Below are 19,926 nucleotides of genomic sequence, written 5' to 3'. Positions count from 1 at the left end.
ATATGCAGTATGATCATATATTGATACGTTATGGAGAAATGGCACTGAAAGGAAAGAATCGGAAGCATTTCACCAAACAACTGGAATATAACGTGAAAGACCAAATCAGACCTTACCCGAAAGCGAAAATAGAGCGAACACGTGACCGGATGTATATTCATCTTCACGGAGAGAAACATGAACCGATTGTAGAAGCGTGTCGGAATATTTTCGGTATCCATAGCTTTAGTTTGGCTATTCGAACTGAGAATGAAGAGCTGGCGATCAAACAAGCTGCATTGCAGCTATTGCTTGATAATCCAGCTGGAACATCTTTCAAAATATCATGCCGCCGAACAAATAAGAAATTCCCGATAGACTCACAGGAGATGAACCAGCGCATTGGCGCTTATGTGCTTCAAAATAGTGAAGGCTATCCTGTTGACGTAAGGAAACCAGGTGTCGATATCATGGTAGAAATACGCGAGCGAGCGACATATGTTACAGGCCAAAAAATCAAGGGACCAGGCGGTTTGCCGGCAGGCAGCTCAGGTAAGACGTTATTGATGCTTTCAGGCGGTATTGACAGCCCTGTAGCAGGGTACCTGGCAATGAAGCGCGGTGTGGAGATAGAAGCGATTCATTTCCATTCTCCTCCTTATACAAATGAACGTGCGAAACAGAAAGTGATCGATTTGGCACAAACATTATCAAAATTCGGTGCTAAAGTGAAGATTCATGTTGTTCCATTTACAGATTTACAAGTGAAGGTGCATCAAGAAATACCTTTTGGCTATAGCATGACAGTTATGCGTCGGATGATGATGCGTATTAGTGAACGAATTGCGGAAAAACACGGCATCATGTCACTTACTTCCGGAGAAAGTCTTGGTCAGGTCGCAAGTCAGACGATGGAAAGTATGTTTGCAATTAACGAAGTAACGAACTATCCAATTCTGCGTCCGTTGATTACGATGGACAAGTCTGACATCATCGATATTGCAAAGCAAATTGACACGTATGAGATTTCAACACGTCCATATGATGACTGCTGTACAGTCTTTGTACCGGAAGCACCTAAAACAAAGCCTCGCCGGGAAAAGGTCCACTTGTATGAAGGAACAATCGACTTTTCGGCTGAATTCGAACGAGCTATTGAAGGAACAGAAATCATCACTGCATTGCCAAATGAAGACAACTCACCATTTGCTGATTTATTGTAAGAACTTCCCATATAAATAATCTGTATGTTACTCTCCTTGTCGGCGCATGCTACTTGTACAAGGAGGTGACACACAATGGCTAACAACAACTCAAGCAACCAGCTAGTAGTACCTCAAGCGCAACAAGCACTAGATCAAATGAAATATGAGATCGCACAAGAATTCGGTGTACAGCTTGGCGGAAACGAAACTTCTCGTGCCAACGGATCTGTTGGAGGAGAAATCACTAAACGTCTTGTACGCACAGCACAAGAGCAATTAAGCAAATAATTTCATAAGTATGGCATAAAGGGGCAGCATTCGCTGCTCCTTTTCTGTGTAAAAACATAATGAAATGCTTATCCTATTGCTGAAGGAGGCTGGAGAATATGTGGATAGTCATCAGTTTTGTGGGTGGTGTACTGCTATTGATAGCAGTGGCTCTTGTTGTTAGAGTGACGATACATATTGGTTATGAGCAAAAACAATGGAATATCCGAATTCTGATTTTCGGTATCTGCGTGCATAAACGCCAGTTAAAACAGCAATCATCCATAGAACACACGTCTGCCGATGATATAAAACAGCAGCTATCCAATCTCTTCACTGATCTCCAGAGGATTTGGAGGTCCTTTCCCTATCTGCTAAGGATTACAAAAAGTGCAGAACTGCAGCAATTTCGCTGGCATACAACAATCGGAATGTCTGATGCAGCTACCGCAGGTACAATGGTTGGGTTGGTGTGGACTATAAAAGGAATAGTTAATCAGATAATCCGGTCCAATTTCCAGATCAGACAGCCCTTTGACATCCAGGTACAGCCGATTTTTCAAACTTCCTTCTTTGATACTAGCTTTCAATGCATAGTGTCTATTCGGACCGGGAAAGCTATGCAGGCTATTATATCCAATGCCAGAGGAAGATAGGAGGAGCAGTAATGGCAGATCATCCAATTCAAGGGTTAATGAAGACAGCAATGGAAAATCTGAAAGAAATGATTGATGTCAATACAATTGTTGGCGATCCCGTTGAAACACCTGATGGAAGCATCATCTTAACTGTATCTCGTGTTGGTTTCGGTTTTGCTGCTGGAGGAAGCGAGTTTGATTCAGCTTCTGAAGGTAAAAGTGATCAGAAAGAACTGCCTTTTGGAGGAGGAAGCGGTGGCGGCGTGTCTATCACCCCGATAGCATTTCTCATCGTAGGACACAAAGGTGTCAAGATGATCCACTTGGATGAACAGACACATTTGTATGAAAAGCTTATTGAAGCAGCACCTGCAGCAGTAGAGAAAATTCAAGAAATGCTCAAGCAGAATCCGAAGCAGAAAAAGCAGCAAAAAACGCAACGATTCGATGACGAGACGATATATTGACTAAAAGGCCGCCTGTTGGTGGTTTTTTTAGTTTATAATCCGACATTATTCCGCTATAATTTAAAGATACTGAGCTTGAAACGGGAAAGCGCAAAGAGAGAAGGTTATACTTGAAACAGAAGATAAATCTGCGGACGCAGATGACTGCACTGGTATTCATTGTCGTGATCCTGGCTGTGACGACCACATTCGTCATGATTGGTATTGAGACGAGTAATAATATCAAATCCCAAGAACGGGACCGTGTGCTGCAAACTGCCAAGCTGATAGCAGTGGATCCAGTCGTTGTGAAAGCAACAGATGAAGAGGATTCCGCCACACTGCAGAAGTTTACCACGCAGGCAATGGGGATTACGGATGCAGATTTTGTCGTCGTGATGAATATGGACAGCATTCGGCTGAGTCATCCGGACCCGGATCTAATTGGAAAACGATTTGCCGGCGGAGATGAAACTCCTGCGATACAAGGGAAAGAATTTGTATCCAAAGCAAAGGGGACGCTTGGATTAAGTTTGCGGGCATTTGCCCCGGTCTATAATGAACAAGGAGATCAAATCGGAGTTGTTGCGGTCGGTATAACGATGAATGAGTTAAATGAAATCATTCGTAACAATCGATTGCCATTATATTTAGCTACGATACTTAGTTTATTTATTGGTCTAATTGGAGCTGTCCTGCTGGCGCGTAAAATAAAACAGATCATGCACGGGATGGAACCAGATGAAATTGCAGCACTTTTAAGTGAGCGGAGTGCAATGCTGGAATCAATCAAAGACGGGATGTTAGCTGTTGACACCAATGGGAAAATTCAGATGGTCAACAAAGAAGGAAAAAGATTGCTGCAAGAGATGGGGATAAAAGGAGAACTGAAGAACCGTCATGTCGATGATGTGCTCCCAGTTACTAAACTTCATCAAGTTATAGCATGGAATAAGCCGTTGATTGGACGTCAAGTAGAGCATAACGGGCTTACGCTTGTCATGAATGAAATTCCTATCCAGATCAAAGGGAAAACTGAAGGGGCAATTGCAACATTCCTTGATCGAACTGAATACAACCATCTGAACGAAAAGCTTACAGATACTATGTTGTACGCGGACGCGCTTAGGGCGCAAACGCATGATTTCATGAACAAGCTGCACGTGATTCTTGGTCTGTTGGAATTGGAAGATTACGATCAGCTGGAACGCTATGTGAAAAATGTTGCCGGTAAAGAGAGATCTGCTACCATTGCGATGATTCACCATCTTAAGAACCCAATCCTTGCCGGTTTCCTGCTTGGGAAGAAAAGCTATATGGCGGAAAATGGCGTTCAGCTGGAAGTGGATTGCAGAGATACAATACCGAATACATCTGAAAAAATGAATCAGATGCTAATTACCATATTAGGTAATTTGATGAACAATGCAGTAGATGCTGTTGATCAGCAGCCAGAAAAGCGTGTCCAGCTTTCTATGAAGTATAACGATGGACAGCTCTTCCTAGAGCTGACAGACACAGGAAAAGGGATCAGTAAAGAGCAGCAGGAGAGAATTTTCACACAAGGTTTTTCCACAAAAGGAAACGACCGCGGCTTTGGCCTTTATCAAGTGGAAGACTATGTGCACAAGCTGGGCGGCTATCTTGTCCTTACAAGTGAGCCGGGTGAAGGAACTACCTTCAGTGTCCAGCTGCCGTATGATATACAGGAGGATGTAACAAATGATTAAAGTACTGATCGTGGAAGACGATCCGATGGTTAGCGAATTGAACAAACGCTATGTTAAACAAATGAGTGGATTCGCAGCTGTCGGAGCTGCTCAGAATTATAAGGAAGCCCTTGAATTCATTCAGCAAAATGAAGTCGACCTTCTTCTTTTAGATGTATATATGAAAGGTAAGAACGGAATTGAATTGCTTAAAGAAATTCGTAAACGCGACCAGAAAGTGGATGCTATCATCATTTCTGCGGCAAGCGAGAAACCGATGATACGGGAAGCGCTGCAATACGGAGCTGTCGATTACTTGATTAAGCCTTTCGAATTCGACCGGTTCCAGAATGCGTTAAGTGGCTATCGGAAGCGTCAGCTTATCTTCAGCAACAAAGAAGAGATGACGCAGCAGGAATTAGACAGCCAGCTTCTGCAGCTGCCTGAGCAGGAGCAAATGATGCAACTGCCAAAAGGTCTTACAAGAAGCACACTAAAGGTTGTATGGAACAGTATTCTTACTTTCCGTTACAATTTCTTCACAACAGAAGATATTGCGAAGGAAACCGAAATGTCGCAAGTATCTGTACGAAAATACCTGAAGTTCCTGGAAGATGTACAGCTGCTTGAAGTGGAAATGCATTATGGCAGCATTGGGCGTCCGGTCTTCAAATATCGTGTTAATGCAAATACTTCCCATCATATCAGCCAATATATCTGACAAAAAAGAAGCCTTTTTATAGGCTTCTTTTTTTTAATTTGGCATTGTAATGATGACCTTGCCGTAGGCGTGGTGCTGGTCGAGGTAGGTAAATGCCTCTTTAAATTCTTGGAATGGATATACCTTATCAACTAAAGGACAGAGCTTATCTGCTTGTATTAAACTCTTCAGCTCTACCAAGTCACCGGTATTATGTTTTTTTAAAATGTTGCCTAATCTTTTACCGCTTCCCAACGTGAAGATAGGACCAAGCAGCATCGCCTCAAACATTTGGGAAACAGATCCGCCGACCATCACATAAACACCGTTCTTGGCCAGCAATTTCTTATAAGTAGCAAGATGCTGATAGCCGTTAATAGCCAAAATTGCATCAAAGGAGCCATAGTGCTCGTTTAAATTGGATTTTTCATAATCTAATACATAATCAGCACCCAATAACTTCATATTTTCCCTGTGCTTGTGACTGCAAACAGCAGTGACAGTCGCTCCGAAAGCTTTGGCAATTTGGACAGCAAAAGTTCCGACACCGCCTGATGAACCATAAATCATGATATGGTTTCCAGGCTGTAAATGAACTGCGTCCCGCAATGCTTGCAGTGCAGTTAATGAAGCTAGAGGAACGGCCGCGGCTTGAAGGTGAGAAAGGTTGATCGGTTTCAAGGCAAGTGCCTTTTCTGGAACAGCAACATATTCAGCCAAGGACCCGAATCCATAATTGGACAAATCAGCATATACTGCATCACCTGGTTTGAAGCGTTTTACTTGTTTACCGGCAGCCTTCACGACACCTGAAATATCGCTTCCGGGAATTATATGCTTTGGCTTGAATAACCCGTAAGCAAAACGAGCGAGAAAGGGTTTGCCCTTCAGCAGGACTAAATTAGCTTGGTTAAGTGAGGCAGCATGTACTTTTATAAGCAGCTCATCGTCTTTTGGCACAGGATCAGGGACTTCTTCCACTTTGAGTACAGAAGGAGAACCATAACTCCGTGTCGTTATTGCCTTCATCATCAGCACGCTCCTTTCTTACTGTTTGTCACGCTATTGTATTCCGGTAATATTGCTTACATGCTAGAAACACTGGTCATAATAGGCATGAATACACTATTGATTTGAAAGACAACCTAAGGAAAATCGACCGTCGTTTTTTAATTACAAAAGTTATATTTTATTTAGTTTAGTTAAAAAATAACACAGTTAATTTTGGTTAAATTAGAATAGTCGTATCTACTTAGGGGGTGCATTACTTATGGAAATGAAATCGCATACAAGCGATCCACAATCCAACAACCAAAAGCCATCAGGCTTTAACAAAATTATGGAATGGAAAGTCGGCGTTATGCCGCTTCCGGTGTATATCGTATTAGCAATCATCGTTCTTATTGCTGCATACACCAACCAATTACCTACTGACATGATCGGCGGCTTCGCAGTCATCATGGTACTAGGTGTGCTGCTAGGGGATATCGGTCAGCGCATACCTTACTTTAACAGCATCGGGGGACCAGCAATTCTATCCTTGTTCGTTCCGTCCATGCTTGTATTCTTTGACACATTGAGCTCAACTACTTTGGAAGCTGTAGATCAGCTGATGACATCAGACGGATCCAACTTCCTGTACTTCTACATCGCATGTTTGGTTGTAGGTAGTATTCTTGGTATGAACCGGACAGTCCTTATCCAAGGCTTCATCCGTATGTTCATTCCATTGGTAACTGGTACGATTGCTGCAGTTGGAGTAGGTACTTTAGTCGGCATGCTGTTTGGTTACAGTGCACATCATACATTCTTCTATATTGTTGTTCCAATCATCGCAGGTGGTATCGGTGAAGGTATCCTTCCATTGTCTGCAGGTTATGCAGGTGTTCTTGGAGGAGATGCTTCAACTTATATCTCTCAATTGGTTCCAGCAGCAATTATCGGTAACGTTTGTGCCATCATCATCGCTGGTCTAATGAAAAAACTTGGTGAAAAACGTCCAGAGCTTGCAGGACATGATAAACTAGTTCGCTCCAACAAGGGCGATAAAGTATTGGAAGCTGCAAAAGAAAGCTCAAATAAAGCAATTGATTTCAGTTTGATGGGAGCAGGTCTCCTTGTTGCAATGAGTTTGTTCGTTCTTGGACGAGTTGTAGAGCATTGGATTCACGTTGTGGCTGGCTTCACATTGTCTGGCGCAATCATCATGATCATCGCTGCAACAATCATCAAGTCTGGTAACTTGCTGCCTGCTAAGCTTCAAACTGGTGCGCAGCAGCTGTACAAATTCGTTTCTACAGCATTCACATGGCCTTTGATGGTCGGTTTGGGTATTGTCTTCATTCCGCTTGAGGATGTAGCTAGTGTATTCACAATCGGCTTTGCAGTAACTTGTGCTTCAGTTGTTATTGCAATGGCTACTACTGGTTACTTTGTAGGTAAATTGATGAATATGTATCCTGTTGAAGCTTGTATCGTTACAGCTTGCCACAGTGGTCTTGGCGGTACAGGGGACGTTGCAATCCTTTCTGCTTCCGGTCGTATGGCATTGATGCCTTTCGCGCAGATCTCCACTCGTCTTGGTGGTGCTGCTACAGTTATTGGTGCAACAGCATTGATGCATTTCTTCGGATAATGAGCAAAGCTCAGCTTCGGCTGGGCTTTTTGCTTGCAGCAAAGCCAGTTCTCGCTTCTGTCCGCCGGTTTTGATACAATAAGGCAGATGCAGTGAAATGGAGGAAAAGATACGTGGAACAACAGAATGTAGAGAAAGTTTACCAAGCGCTTGACCAGATGGCCGAGGCATTGGAAACACGTGAAAACATACCTTATCTTGATGCACTTGGTGCAGCAATGGAATATATATTGGATCGCGAAACAGAACTAACAGAACAGCCATTATTAAAACAGCAGCTGGAGAAGCATGCGGCTGTGTTTGACGATCAGAGCTACCAGAAAGAAGAGATTCGAAAAGGTATCCAATTGTCTATCCTAAAAGGTATGAAAGGTGCTACGCAGCAGCAGCACATGCTCACGCCTGACACCGTTGCAATGCTAATTGGATACTTAACGAATAAGTTTATTGGAAAAAATGAAGATTTTCGTATTTTTGACCCAGCTGTAGGTACAGGGAATTTGCTTACAGCAGTTTTGAATCAAGTTGAGCGTGAAGGGCATGCTTACGGCAGTGATGTGGATCCAACTTTGATCCAGCTCGCGGTTATGAATGCCAATATGCAAGAAAGGCAAATTGAATTTTTCCATCAAGACAGCCTGCGCCCATTTCTTTTGGAACCGGTCGATCTTGTCGTAAGTGATTTGCCAGTCGGTTATTATCCTGATGATATCCAAGCGGAGCAATTCGAACTAAAGGCAGAAGAGGGTCATTCTTATTCCCATCATCTGTTCATTGAACAAAGTCTTCATTATACAAAAGAAGGCGGTTACCTGTTATTTGTCGTGCCAAACTTCTTGTTTGAAAGCGATCAAGCTCGCTCTCTGCATACATTCCTGCAGCAGCATGCGCATATCTTAGGGCTACTTCAGTTTCCAGAGAGCATGTTCAAAAATGAATCTCAAGCGAAAAGTGTTTTGATTTTGCAGAAAAAGGGGACGCTAACTACAGCACCGAAGCAGGCATTGCTCGTGCAGCTTCCTTCCTTTAAGAACCCAAATGCAATGGCAAATGTCCTGAAACAGATCAATGATTGGTTCGATAATGAGTTATCTGGTTTAAAAAACTAAAAAAATTAACGAAAACCAAAACAAGTCCTCGACATATCTTGCAATGAGCTTGTCGAGACAGGTAAAATAGGGAAGTACGTAAAAGTTTACAAGGGGCTGAACATGTTGAGTAATATTTTAGCAATCAACGCTGGTAGTTCTTCATTAAAATTCCAGCTAATCCACATGCCTGAGGAAGACGTAAAGGCAGTGGGTCTCGTAGAACGTATCGGACTGAATGATTCCATCTTCACTATCAAATTTAATGGTGAAAAAGATGAAACAACTAAAGATATTGAAAATCATGAAGAAGCAGTAAAAATGTTGCTTGAAAAGCTGACTTCCACAGGCGTTATTTCATCTTTAGACGAAATTGACGGCGTTGGACACCGTGTTGTACACGGCGGAGAAAAATTCAGTGATTCTGTTCTTATCACAGATCAAGTGATGGAAGAGATTGCGGAAGTATCCGAGCTTGCACCATTACACAACCCAGCAAACTTAACAGGAATCCGTGCATTCAAGGAAATTCTGCCGAACATTCCGGCTGTCGCTGTTTTCGATACAGCTTTCCATCAGACAATGCCACCTGAATCTTATCTATATAGTCTTCCATACGAATATTATGAAAAATACGGCATCCGTAAATATGGATTCCATGGAACAAGCCATCAGTATGTTTCCCAGCGTGCTGCTGAATTGATGGATCGCCCAGTTGAACAGCTTCGCTTGATCTCCTGCCACCTAGGTAACGGAGCAAGTATTGCTGCTATCGAAGGCGGAAAATCTGTTGATACATCCATGGGCTTCACACCACTTGCTGGTGTAACTATGGGTACGCGTTCCGGTAACATCGACCCTGCACTTATTCCATTCATCATGCGCAAAACAGGCAAAACTGCTGATGAAGTATTGCATGTTTTGAACAAAGAAAGCGGAATGCTTGCTCTATCTGGTTTCTCCAGTGATTTGCGTGATATCGAAAGCAAATCTGAAGCAGGCGATGAGCGTGCAGAGCTTGCACTTGATGTGTTTGCGGAACGAATTCACAAATACCTTGGATCTTACGCTGCACGTATGAGCGGAGTGGATGCAATCATCTTCACTGCTGGTGTTGGTGAGAATAGTACGGCTGTCCGTGAGCGTGTCCTTAAAGGACTTGAATTCATGGGTGTCTATTATGATCCATCCTTAAATAATGTACGCGGTAAAGAACAATTCCTGACTTACCCACACTCTCCAGTGAAGGTTATTGTTATCCCGACAAACGAAGAAGTTATGATTGCAAGAGACACAGTTCGTCTTGCTGAAACTGTAACAAAATAATTTAGCAGAAAAGCCAGTCCTGAACCTAACGGGACTGGCTTTTTTTGCGTTTTCAAGGGCGGAAACAATGGTATACTTGGGACGAAAGAAAGTCTTGTTACATACGAAATGGAGGCAAGCAGAATGAAGATTGGTGTACCGAAGGAAATAAAGAATAATGAAAACCGTGTTGCGATGGCGCCGTCTGGTGTGACGCTCTTGCATGAAGCAGGGCATGATGTGTTCATCGAGACAGGAGCTGGCTTTGGCTCGGGCTTTACAGATGAACAATATGAACAAGCTGGTGCAGTAATAGTACCGAGCGCAGCAGATGCCTGGAGTAAAGAAATGGTTATGAAAGTCAAAGAGCCGCTTCCGGAAGAATACAATTATTTCTATGAAGGTCTCATTCTTTTCACATATCTGCACCTTGCGGCGGAAGGGTCTTTAACGAATGCCTTGATCGAGAAGAAGGTTGTTGGTATCGCTTATGAAACAGTTCAGCTGGAAGATCGATCCCTTCCGCTTCTTACACCGATGAGTGAAGTCGCCGGACGCATGGCATCCCAAATCGGAGCTCAATTCCTGGAAAAACCTTATGGCGGCAGCGGTATCTTAATGTCTGGTATACCAGGTGTGAAGCGTGGCAAAGTCACAATTATCGGCGGCGGTGTTGTTGGAACGAATGCAGCAAAGATTGCGGTTGGCCTTGGTGCTGACGTAACGATAGTCGACTTGAGTCCGCAGCGTCTGCGAGAGCTTGACGATTTGTTCGGCAGCTCGATCAATACGGTTGTCTCAAATCCGCTTAACATAGCGGAAGCTGTAAAAGAATCCGATCTGGTTATAGGAGCTGTTCTTATACCCGGGGCCAAAGCGCCCAAGCTGGTAACAGAAGAGATGATCGCAAGTATGAAGCCTGGATCTGTCGTCGTTGATGTCGCAATTGACCAGGGGGGCATTTTTGCAACATCCGATAAGATTACGACACATGATAACCCGACGTATACAAAGCATGATGTATTGCATTATGCAGTTGCCAATATGCCGGGTGCAGTTCCACGTACTTCAACAATCGGGCTGACAAATGTGACTGTTCCTTATGCGCTGCAGCTTGCTAACAAAGGATATCAGCAGGCTTGTCTGAACAATCCGTCGTTAGCAAAGGGGATAAACACATTGGATGGCTTTGTAACGTATCAAGCAGTAGCGGAAGCCCATGATTTGACGTTTGAAGCAGCTGACAATCTGCTGCAGAGATAATAAAACGAGCATCTGCCCAAAAGCAGATGCTCGTTTTTATTTTAACCGATAATTTGTAACTCGCGTGGATAAGCAGTAAGAACGTCAGGACCATTCTTTGTGAGGAATATATCATCCTCAATGCGAACGCCGCCGACACCAGGCAAATAAATACCAGGCTCAATTGTGTAGCACATGCCTTCCTGTAATGCTTTTGTATTGTTGCTGGACAATGAAGGGAATTCATGTACACCGATTCCCAAACCGTGTCCAACGCGGTGCGTGAAGTACTCACCATAGCCAGCTTGTTCGATATGGCTGCGGGCAGCTTTATCGATTTCTGAGATAGCAGTCCCTACTTGTGATGCTGCTGTTGCTTTCTCAAGAGCAATTCGCACTGTATCGTGGATATGCTGCTGGTCAGCTGTTACGTGCTTATAAGCAACAGTCCGGGTGATGTCAGAACAGTAGCCTTCAAAGATGACTCCTAAATCAAATAAAACAAGATCTCCAGGTGCGATCTGTTTACCGTCTGGAGTTCCGTGAGGAGAAGCTGTCTTTGCACCGGATAAAACGGTTGTCGCAAATGACATGCTTGTTACACCTTCTTGCTTTAATGCATATTCAAGCTCTGCTGTGATTTGTAGTTCACTCTTTCCAGCTGCAATTGCTTCGATGCCTTTCTTGACACCAAAATCAGCAAGAACTGCCGCTTGTTTCAACAAAGTGTATTCCTTTTTGTCTTTGAAGTTACGTTGATTCTGCAGGAGTTCCGTCGCATTCGGGAAAGCTGTATCTGGCAGGATATGCTGCAGTAATTCCAATCGAAGCACCGACATATGATCCTTCTCAATTCCCATGGAAGCGGGAATACGACCTCGTTCTTTTAGGTAATCCTTGAAAAGCTGCCAAACATCTTCATGGTCGTGGTATGTAAGCATTTCTTCCTTCCATCCGGCCTGTAGGGCATCTTCTTTTTCCATAGCCGGCAAGATGAGCAGTGGTGCATCCTTTTGATCTGCGAATACAGCTACGAGTCGCTCATGTGGATCTGTATAATAATTACTCACATAATACACGTTTTCCATGGAGGTGATGAACACGCTGTCTGCTTGGTCACCTTTTAGCTGTTGTAATAATGTATCGATTCTGTGTTGCATGGTAAAACCTCCTTTTCCACCAGTATAGCAAAAAACGTATTGCGTTTCTTCCGGATACAACTGTGGTAAACTAAATGCGAAAAAATGAAAAGGGGTTGTAAACTTGAAAATCTCATTCCACGGACAAGCTGTTGTACAGATTGTGACAGATAAGCATACGATATTAATCGACCCGTTCATCACTGGAAATGGTACATGTGATTTAAATGCTGACGATGTGCAGCCAGATGTGATTCTGCTTACGCACGGCCACAATGATCATGTCGGAGATACAATTTCGATTGCTAAACGCACAGGTGCACTTGTTGTAGCGCCGAACGAATTGGCAGTCTACTTGGAAGGCAAAGGATTGAACACACATCCAATGGGTATCGGCGGTGCACATGAATTCGAATTTGGACGTGTAAAACTAACGCAGGCATTTCACAGCAGTTCTATAACGGATGAAGACGGCACTCACTACATGGGAATGCCGACTGGAATTCTGTTCACAGCAGAAGGCAAGACCATATATCATGCGGGCGACACTGGTTTATTCTCCGATATGAAACTCATTGGAGATATGAACACTATCGACGTTGCTTTGCTCCCAATTGGTGATAACTTCACGATGGGTCCGGAAGATGCGCTGGTTGCCGCTGAATGGGTGAAAGCAAAACAAGTTATTCCGATTCATTACAACACTTTCCCATTGGTCGAACAAGATGGCGCGGCATTTGCTGAAAAAGTGAAACCTGGTCAAGGTGTTCATCTGGAACCCGGCCAATCTATTACAATCTAAAGAAAACAGCATCCTGTCACAGGGTGCTGTTTTTATCTGTTATAGTAATTGAATTGATTTTTGAATGTAATTTTCCAAGATAACAGCAATTTTTCTTCTTAAATTGAAACCTTCACCTAAAAACTGTACAATAACAATAGATAAAAAAAGACTAGTACAGATGAGGGCATGGTGAAGGAATGTCGACAAAACATGATCAGATCATTAAATATATTGAGAACCTTCCGGTTGGCGGGAAGATATCCGTACGTGCTATCGCCAAGGAATTGAATGTAAGTGAAGGAACGGCATACCGCGCTATCAAGGAGGCGGAGAATAAAGGACTGGTCAGTACAATTGAACGTGTTGGTACGGTAAGAATAGAAACAAAGATCAAAGATAATTTCGATCGCTTATCTTTTGCAGAAATTATCGGTATTGTGGATGGTCAAGTGCTTGGAGGCCGTGACGGCTTACATAAGACGCTTAATAAATTTGTTATCGGCGCGATGGAACTTGATGCTATGATGCGCTATACCCAAAAGGATGCTCTGCTTATCGTCGGTAACCGTATCGAAGCGCATGAACTAGCAATCAAGGAAGGGGCGGCTGTGCTCATCACCGGTGGATTCGACACAGATGACCGTATCAAGCGGCTGGCAGATGAAAAGGAGCTTCCTGTCATCTCCACGAGCTATGATACGTTTACGGTAGCGGAACTGATCAACCGGGCAATTTATGATCAGATGATAAAGAAAGAGATAATCGTTGTAGAGGATATTTACACACCACTGCAGCATACTTATCATCTAGAAGAAACGGATACGCTCGAAAGATGGTATACGTTCAATGCGGAAACTACTCATACACGTTATCCAGTAACTAATGCGGCACAGAAGGTAACCGGAATGGTCACTTCAAAGGATATCATCAATAAAGACAGACAGCTACCTGTTGTGAAAGCGATGACGAAGAATCCGCTTACCGTTCAGAAGCATACAACCCTTGCATATGCTGCTCATATGATGGTTTGGGAAGGTATTGAGATTATTCCAGTTGTCGATCAGCAGCATAAACTGCAGGGATTGATTTCCAGACAAGATGTTTTAAAAGCGCTTCAACAAATCCAGTTGCAGCCGCAAATTGGCGAAACAATCGAAGACCTGGTAACAAGGGAGATCGATTTGCTGGAAGATGAGGCGCCGGACGTTGTTTTCCAAGGGAAAGTGACACCGCAGATGACAAATCAGCTTGGCAGTCTCTCTACCGGAGTTTTAACAACGTTTGTCACGGAAGCAAGCCGACGTTTTGTCCGAAAAATGAAGAAGGGGGATATGGTAGTCGATAACATATCCGTCTATTTCCTGCGTCCCATCCAACTGGACAGCACAATCCTGATTAAGCCGCGAATTCTGGAGGTTGGTCGGAAGCTGGCAAAAATGGACGTGGAAGTGTATAGTAACAAGAAAACGTTAGTTGCAAAAGCGCTGCTTATGGCACAGCTATTGGATCGCTGAGGCACATACATTGAGGGGGATATGATGCACGATAAAATCCTGGAAAGAATCAAAGTATATGAAACAATTATCATTCAGCGCCATGTTCGTCCTGATCCGGATGCGTATGGTTCACAGGTCGGACTGAGTGAAATTATAAAAGCGTCATTCCCAGATAAACAGGTATGGGTTGTAGGTGATGCTGATCCATCGCTAACATTCCTGGCAGAAATGGATACGATAGCTGACAGTGTATTTGAACAGGCGCTTGTCATTATTTGTGATGCTGCTAATCAGCCACGTATATCTGACCAGCGGTATAAGTTAGCCAAAGAAATTATTAAAATCGACCATCATCCTGAAGTTGATCGATATGGCGACTTACAGTGGGTTGTTCCAACAGCCAGTTCTACAAGTGAAATGATTTATGAATTGTATGCAGCGCATCCAGAATTACAGCTGACAACTCGGGGCGCCATGTTGTTATATGCTGGTATTGTCGGTGACACGGGACGTTTTCTTTTCCCGTCAACAAGTGAGAAAACATTCCACTTTGCAGGTGAATTGATAAAGTATCCATTCGATCGGACAGTGCTTTACGAAAAATTATATGCGTCGAGGCTTGATGTCGCTAGACTTCAGGGATATATACTGCAGCAACTAAAGCTGCATGAGACCGGTGTTTGTGCAATCCGGATTACAAAGGATATTCTTGAAACTTACCGAGTGACTTCTTTGGAGACGAGTCAGCTTGTTGGAACAATTGCAAGTATTGAAGGTGTCAAAGCATGGCTCTTTTTCGTCGAAGAGGAAGAACAGATTCGAGTGCGAATCCGTTCGAAAGGTCCTGTAATCAATGGTTTAGCCGGGAAATACAATGGCGGCGGCCATGCTTTTGCTTCTGGTGCTACGGTGTACAGCTGGGATGAAGCTACCAGACTCGAACAGGAATTACAAGATATTTGCCGTCAATTTGAATCAAATTAAGTGTCTGTCTCCACTGTCACTGTCAAGTAGAGGATCTCGGAAATGATCAGCTGCTTGACAGCGACTTTATAACGAAATCCATCCAGCTCATAGACTTTATTTTCAATAGCCCCGAGCAATAACGGGCTGCTTTGCACAGCTCCATTGACACTGCGGCCGATCATATGGCGTGCTTCCTCCTTAATCGCTTCCTTCAGTTCATGCTCAATCAATTTGTCCAGCTTCAGGCTGTCATCAGTTTCGATAGCTATCGTGATCTCATCAATAAGAAGGCCTTCTTGCTGCAGTTCATTCATTTCTTCGTTATTGTCCTTTAATACTTCGATATCCCGTTCCAAGTCGTGTATAGTACCTTCCATTTCTACTTTTTCCTTCACCCATTCCTCAAATAGCGTTCCATACATGAACAGATAAACAAAGTAAGAAATTATGCCGCCAAGGAAAAAACCAACCAAAAAGCGCTGCCATCCAGTCTGCTTATAAATCGGCGGTATGTGCATCAGGATACATCCTCCTGGATGAACCAGCCGATGATCAAGAGTGCAGTTTTTACTCCTCCCATCGCAGCGATGATGATAAGAATTTGTTTAATGACATCAAACGTTGCTCCTTGATAGATGCCTTTTTCAAAATTAGTAATGGCATCGAATGTTCCGCCGATTGCCGCAATGATGGCCCAAATCCGAATACCGCTGGAGATACGCTTGATGGCGGTCAATGGCGGTTCGCCTGTTGCAAAAGCGCCGATACTGCCGATGAAACAGCCCCCGATCATAACGCCGAGTGCGATGAAATAACAATGCATCATTGAAATGATAACTCGTTCTTCCATGCTGAAACTCCTTTACATAGTCTTTTTCTACCCTATGGCAGCAAGGGACAAGTTATGTTAGTCATTTCATTGTCTGCGACATTTCGTATATAATGGAGAGAGTGTAAAAAAGGGCGGTAATGATGTATGGAGTTCTCGCATCTGCAAATCAGAAGCAGCTATAGCTTCTATCAGAGTACAATTAAAATTCCTCAATTAGTGAAGAAAGCCAAGGAAGCAGGTTTTGAAGCCTTGGCGCTGACGGATGACGTGGTAATGTACGGTGTTGTGCCGTTTTACCAGGCTTGTTTAGAGGCAGGCATAAAACCGATTATCGGAATCCATGTTCCGATTGAGGCGGAAGGGCAAATCACGAAAGTTCTCATGCTGGCAGAAAATGATATTGGATATCAGCAGCTAGCAGAATTAAGTACATACCTGCAAACGAATGAAACAAATTATTTGCCGATTTCATCATTGGAAGCATATGCAAATGGAGTCATTGCAATAATTCCAACGCACACCTTGATTCAGCTTCAAATTGATCCATGGCGATCCATATTTGGTGAGCGGCTGTATGCTGGTATCAGTCCGGAAGAATTGCGTTATCTGGATGACCAGACTTTGACTAATTGGCAGCAGCAGTACAATCTCCGATTTGCAGCAACAGGAGATGTGCGCTATGTGCAGGAAGATGATATCGATGCATATCATTGTCTGCTTGCAATAGAAGAAGGAGCTACCTGGGAGCCGTTGGCGCACGATGCGCAGCCGACGCATCATTTGCGTACAGGAGCAGAAATGGAAGGTCTTTCCGATAGTGTTTTGTGGCGGGAAGCATTGGCTGAGGCTGGTTTCATCGCAGAGCGCTGTACGATTCAGTTGCAGCTTGGCGGGCGCCATTTACCTGCATATCCAGTTCCTCAAGAAGAACAAGCTGATGCATATTTGAGTCAAATATGCAGTAAACGGCTTCAGGAGCTGTATGGCGATAGAACGGATGCGCAGGAACGGCTGACATATGAGCTGAATGTAATCAAGGAAATGGGCTTTAGTGATTATTTTCTCATCGTATGGGATTTCGTGCGTTATGCAAAGGAACACGGCATCCGTGTCGGTCCTGGCCGTGGATCGGCCGCTGGTTCGCTCGTTGCTTATGTGCTGGGTATAACAGCGGTGGATCCGTTAGCTTATGGTCTTTTGTTTGAACGTTTTCTCAATCCGGAACGGATATCAATGCCAGATATTGATATTGACTTCTCTGACTACCGCAGGGATGAGGTCATCCGCTATGTGCGAAATAAATATGGTGCAGATCATGTAGCGCAAATTATTACGTTTGGTACCTTTGCAGCCCGCTCTCTTTTGAGAGAGCTGGTCAAGACAATGGAAATACCGCAATCGGATGCCGCCTATCTTCTTAAGATGATTCCAAATAACGCAGCATCTTTGTCTGCAGGCTTAAAGGCTTCCGAGGAACTCACAGCCTATGTTAAGGAATCAGAGCAGCTGAAGAGCTTATTCCGAATTGGCGTTAAGCTGGAAGGCTTGCCGCGCCATGCATCAACGCATGCAGCTGGTATCGTCATTAGTGCCGACCCGCTTGTGAAAACAGTTCCGCTCGCTTCGGGGCACGATGAGGTAGCATTGACTCAATTTGCCATGAAAGAACTGGAGCAGCTTGGACTATTGAAGATGGATTTTCTTGGATTGCGCAACTTGTCCTTGATGGATCATGTTCTGAACAGTTTGCCGAAACAACCTGATATAGAATCTGTTCCGCTGGATGACGAAGCTACTTTTCGCTTATTCCGAGAAGGGCGCACAAATGGTGTGTTCCAATTCGAATCAAGCGGTATGAAGCAAGTACTGCGGCAGCTGAAGCCATCATCATTTGAAGATATTGTAGCTGTCAATGCGTTGTATCGACCAGGTCCGATGAGTTATATTCCGGTCTTCGTTCGTCGTAAACACGGGGAAGAAGCGGTAAGTTATCCGCATGCTAAGCTGGCGCCAATTCTGGAGAAGACATATGGTGTACTTGTCTACCAAGAACAAATCATGCAGATAGCAGCCTCTATGGCTGGCTACAAGCTAGGGGAAGCTGATTTACTGCGTCGAGCAGTTAGTAAAAAAGATGCTGAGCTATTGGAAAAAGAAGAAAGTCGCTTTCTTTCCGGTTGTATAGAAAATGGATACAGCACCGATACTGCCAAGGAAGTATTTTCCTGGATCGTGAAGTTCGCTAACTACGGATTCAACCGCAGTCATGCAGTTGCGTACAGCTACCTGGCATATCAGCTGGCATACTTAAAAGCGCATTTTCCTGCTAACTTTTTTGCTGAATTGATGAGCGGAGTAGCGAATCAGCCAGATAAAATCCGGCAGTATATCCGAGAAGCAGCTGACAGTGGGATTAGAATCCTGGCTCCTTCGATAAACAAAAGTTTCGGTAAATATACAGTAGAAAATAGGAATATAAGAATAGGATTGCTGACAATCAAAGGCATTGGTGCCCAAGTGGTCAGGCAGATTATTGATGCACGGAAGGATGGACCATTCAAGCATCTTTTCGATTTCTGTGTTCGAGTGTCCATCAGTAAATCTGCATTGGAGCAGCTCATTTTAGCTGGGGCTTTCGATAATATTCATGATAACCGAGCTGCAGTATTGGCTACGATAGATAAAGCAATGGAGCAGGCGGAATTGTTCAGGGAATTGTACGATCAGCCATCACTGCTTGGAGAAGTTGAATTCGAAGCTACTTATGAGAAGCAAGAGCCATTTTCACCAATGGCCATCTTGAAGTACGAAAAAGAAGTGCTTGGATTGTATATTTCCAGTCATCCGCTCGCAAGCTATCGGGGTGATCTCCGCAGCAGTGGTTATATAGCAGTTCAGCAGCTCGAGGCACTGCCAGCTAAGAAGCAAGTACGCTTGGCTGCTGTTGTGCTGCAGCAGCGGACGATCCGGACGAAAAAAGGCCAGCCCATGGCATTCCTGACACTTGGAGATGAGACAGGTGAAGTCGAAGCTGTCGTATTTCCTGATTTGCATCGCCAAATCGGTCGATTTCTGGAAGAGGAGACATTGCTCGATCTTGTTGGTAAAATCGAGGAAAGAAACGGTGAAAGGCAGCTTATCCTGCAAGAGGCACAACTTTTCCAGGAAGATAAGCTCGAGCCTAGTAAAGAACGGCTATTCATCCGATATGATACGATCGCTGAAGAGGAAGTTCTAGACATTGTCCGTGAATGTGCCACACAGTATCCTGGAAATGTACCTGTCATCGTTGTACACAAGGAAACGCGGAAAAGTTATCAACTGTCCGGATCGTATCACCTTGAACTAAGCCAGAAAAGTCTGGGTATTTTAAGAAATCATTTTGGCAAAGAAAACGTTGCCGTGTCGGGGCAATGATGATTCAACTTTCTTTACACCATGGTGACATATGCCTATAATGTATAGTCGTCTGTACCGACCGTCATGTTATAAATT

General features: G+C 43.8%; 18 protein-coding genes. 14 read left to right on the top strand and 4 right to left on the bottom strand.

Going from position 1 to position 19,926, the window contains the following annotated elements:
- Positions 1–2: 2 nt before the first annotated feature.
- From thiI to GZ22_RS10505, 6 genes are all read left to right on the top strand, one after another.
- On the top strand, positions 3–1,202 hold the full coding sequence (gene thiI, locus GZ22_RS10530; protein WP_038562244.1) for a tRNA uracil 4-sulfurtransferase ThiI: 1,200 nt from the start codon (positions 3–5) through the stop codon (positions 1,200–1,202).
- A gap of 75 nt (positions 1,203–1,277) precedes the next feature.
- Complete coding sequence (locus GZ22_RS10525; protein ID WP_038562242.1) at positions 1,278–1,472, top strand: alpha/beta-type small acid-soluble spore protein; 195 nt, start codon at positions 1,278–1,280, stop codon at positions 1,470–1,472.
- Positions 1,473–1,570: 98 nt separating this feature from the next.
- Positions 1,571–2,107 carry a DUF2953 domain-containing protein gene (locus GZ22_RS10520; RefSeq protein WP_038562238.1) on the top strand — a complete coding sequence of 179 codons (537 nt, stop codon included), beginning with the start codon at positions 1,571–1,573 and terminating at the stop codon, positions 2,105–2,107.
- Positions 2,108–2,118: 11 nt separating this feature from the next.
- Positions 2,119–2,556 (top strand): GerW family sporulation protein, encoded by a 438-nt coding sequence (gene ytfJ / locus GZ22_RS10515; protein WP_038562235.1) that lies wholly within the window; start codon positions 2,119–2,121, stop codon positions 2,554–2,556.
- 110 nt (positions 2,557–2,666) lie between these two features.
- On the top strand, positions 2,667–4,265 hold the full coding sequence (gene dcuS / locus GZ22_RS10510) for a DcuS/MalK family sensor histidine kinase (RefSeq protein ID WP_038562233.1): 1,599 nt from the start codon (positions 2,667–2,669) through the stop codon (positions 4,263–4,265).
- Entirely contained in the window at positions 4,258–4,965 is a 708-nt protein-coding gene (locus GZ22_RS10505) for a response regulator (RefSeq protein ID WP_038562230.1), read from the top strand. Before dcuS ends, GZ22_RS10505 begins: the two co-directional genes overlap by 8 nt.
- Positions 4,966–4,998: 33 nt before the next feature.
- Here the strand turns inward: GZ22_RS10505 and GZ22_RS10500 are convergent, their stop codons facing one another.
- Positions 4,999–5,976 (bottom strand): NAD(P)-dependent alcohol dehydrogenase, encoded by a 978-nt coding sequence (locus GZ22_RS10500; RefSeq protein WP_342666723.1) that lies wholly within the window; start codon positions 5,974–5,976, stop codon positions 4,999–5,001.
- Between the two features lie 238 nt (positions 5,977–6,214).
- On the opposite strand from GZ22_RS10500, the gene GZ22_RS10495 reads away from it, so the two are divergent.
- From GZ22_RS10495 to ald, 4 genes are all read left to right on the top strand, one after another.
- Positions 6,215–7,579, top strand: coding sequence for a 2-hydroxycarboxylate transporter family protein (locus GZ22_RS10495; protein ID WP_038562227.1), 1,365 nt, complete (start codon positions 6,215–6,217; stop codon positions 7,577–7,579).
- A gap of 113 nt (positions 7,580–7,692) precedes the next feature.
- Positions 7,693–8,688: a class I SAM-dependent methyltransferase gene (locus GZ22_RS10490; RefSeq protein WP_038562224.1), complete on the top strand. Its 996-nt coding sequence runs from the start codon at positions 7,693–7,695 to the stop codon at positions 8,686–8,688.
- 105 nt (positions 8,689–8,793) lie between these two features.
- Positions 8,794–9,993, top strand: a complete 1,200-nt coding sequence (locus tag GZ22_RS10485) for an acetate kinase (RefSeq protein WP_038565887.1) — start codon at positions 8,794–8,796, stop codon at positions 9,991–9,993.
- Between the two features lie 123 nt (positions 9,994–10,116).
- Positions 10,117–11,235: an alanine dehydrogenase gene (gene ald / locus GZ22_RS10480; protein ID WP_038562222.1), complete on the top strand. Its 1,119-nt coding sequence runs from the start codon at positions 10,117–10,119 to the stop codon at positions 11,233–11,235.
- A gap of 41 nt (positions 11,236–11,276) precedes the next feature.
- On the opposite strand, the gene GZ22_RS10475 is transcribed toward ald, so the two are convergent.
- On the bottom strand, positions 11,277–12,374 hold the full coding sequence (locus tag GZ22_RS10475; RefSeq protein ID WP_038562219.1) for a M24 family metallopeptidase: 1,098 nt from the start codon (positions 12,372–12,374) through the stop codon (positions 11,277–11,279).
- Between the two features lie 103 nt (positions 12,375–12,477).
- Between GZ22_RS10475 and GZ22_RS10470 the strand changes: the two genes are divergently transcribed.
- From GZ22_RS10470 to GZ22_RS10460, 3 genes are all read left to right on the top strand, one after another.
- Entirely contained in the window at positions 12,478–13,155 is a 678-nt protein-coding gene (locus GZ22_RS10470) for a metal-dependent hydrolase (RefSeq protein ID WP_038562216.1), read from the top strand.
- A gap of 179 nt (positions 13,156–13,334) precedes the next feature.
- On the top strand, positions 13,335–14,651 hold the full coding sequence (locus GZ22_RS10465) for a DRTGG domain-containing protein (protein WP_038562213.1): 1,317 nt from the start codon (positions 13,335–13,337) through the stop codon (positions 14,649–14,651).
- A gap of 24 nt (positions 14,652–14,675) precedes the next feature.
- Positions 14,676–15,617 carry a DHH family phosphoesterase gene (locus GZ22_RS10460; RefSeq protein WP_038562210.1) on the top strand — a complete coding sequence of 314 codons (942 nt, stop codon included), beginning with the start codon at positions 14,676–14,678 and terminating at the stop codon, positions 15,615–15,617.
- Here the strand turns inward: GZ22_RS10460 and ytrI are convergent.
- Both ytrI and ytrH read right to left on the bottom strand, forming a co-directional pair.
- On the bottom strand, positions 15,614–16,117 hold the full coding sequence (gene ytrI / locus GZ22_RS10455; RefSeq protein ID WP_038562207.1) for a sporulation membrane protein YtrI: 504 nt from the start codon (positions 16,115–16,117) through the stop codon (positions 15,614–15,616). The two genes, GZ22_RS10460 and ytrI, sit on opposite strands and share 4 nt — an antisense overlap.
- Positions 16,117–16,449 carry a sporulation membrane protein YtrH gene (gene ytrH, locus GZ22_RS10450; protein ID WP_038562204.1) on the bottom strand — a complete coding sequence of 111 codons (333 nt, stop codon included), beginning with the start codon at positions 16,447–16,449 and terminating at the stop codon, positions 16,117–16,119. The genes ytrI and ytrH overlap by 1 nt, the downstream gene beginning before the upstream one ends.
- A 126-nt stretch (positions 16,450–16,575) precedes the next feature.
- Between ytrH and dnaE the strand changes: the two genes are divergently transcribed.
- Positions 16,576–19,848 carry a DNA polymerase III subunit alpha gene (gene dnaE, locus GZ22_RS10445; protein ID WP_038562202.1) on the top strand — a complete coding sequence of 1,091 codons (3,273 nt, stop codon included), beginning with the start codon at positions 16,576–16,578 and terminating at the stop codon, positions 19,846–19,848.
- The last annotated feature ends 78 nt before the right edge of the window (positions 19,849–19,926 follow it).

The organism is Terribacillus saccharophilus (assembly GCF_000725365.1).
Classification (GTDB): Bacteria; Bacillota; Bacilli; order Bacillales; family Amphibacillaceae; genus Terribacillus; species Terribacillus saccharophilus.
This window is presented reverse-complemented; position numbering and strand designations above follow the sequence as displayed.

What these genes read in the sequence shown, in the direction of transcription:
- thiI (WP_038562244.1), top strand. Translation starts at nt 3, where the DNA reads ATGCAGTATGATCATATATTGATACGTTATGGAGAAATGGCACTGAAA.
- GZ22_RS10525 (WP_038562242.1), top strand. Translation starts at nt 1,278, where the DNA reads ATGGCTAACAACAACTCAAGCAACCAGCTAGTAGTACCTCAAGCGCAA.
- GZ22_RS10520 (WP_038562238.1), top strand. Translation starts at nt 1,571, where the DNA reads ATGTGGATAGTCATCAGTTTTGTGGGTGGTGTACTGCTATTGATAGCA.
- ytfJ (WP_038562235.1), top strand. Translation starts at nt 2,119, where the DNA reads ATGGCAGATCATCCAATTCAAGGGTTAATGAAGACAGCAATGGAAAAT.
- GZ22_RS10505 (WP_038562230.1), top strand. Translation starts at nt 4,258, where the DNA reads ATGATTAAAGTACTGATCGTGGAAGACGATCCGATGGTTAGCGAATTG.
- GZ22_RS10500 (WP_342666723.1), bottom strand. Translation starts at nt 5,976, where the DNA reads ATGATGAAGGCAATAACGACACGGAGTTATGGTTCTCCTTCTGTACTC.
- GZ22_RS10495 (WP_038562227.1), top strand. Translation starts at nt 6,215, where the DNA reads ATGGAAATGAAATCGCATACAAGCGATCCACAATCCAACAACCAAAAG.
- ald (WP_038562222.1), top strand. Translation starts at nt 10,117, where the DNA reads ATGAAGATTGGTGTACCGAAGGAAATAAAGAATAATGAAAACCGTGTT.
- GZ22_RS10475 (WP_038562219.1), bottom strand. Translation starts at nt 12,374, where the DNA reads ATGCAACACAGAATCGATACATTATTACAACAGCTAAAAGGTGACCAA.
- GZ22_RS10465 (WP_038562213.1), top strand. Translation starts at nt 13,335, where the DNA reads ATGTCGACAAAACATGATCAGATCATTAAATATATTGAGAACCTTCCG.
- GZ22_RS10460 (WP_038562210.1), top strand. Translation starts at nt 14,676, where the DNA reads ATGCACGATAAAATCCTGGAAAGAATCAAAGTATATGAAACAATTATC.
- ytrI (WP_038562207.1), bottom strand. Translation starts at nt 16,117, where the DNA reads ATGCACATACCGCCGATTTATAAGCAGACTGGATGGCAGCGCTTTTTG.
- ytrH (WP_038562204.1), bottom strand. Translation starts at nt 16,449, where the DNA reads ATGGAAGAACGAGTTATCATTTCAATGATGCATTGTTATTTCATCGCA.
- dnaE (WP_038562202.1), top strand. Translation starts at nt 16,576, where the DNA reads ATGGAGTTCTCGCATCTGCAAATCAGAAGCAGCTATAGCTTCTATCAG.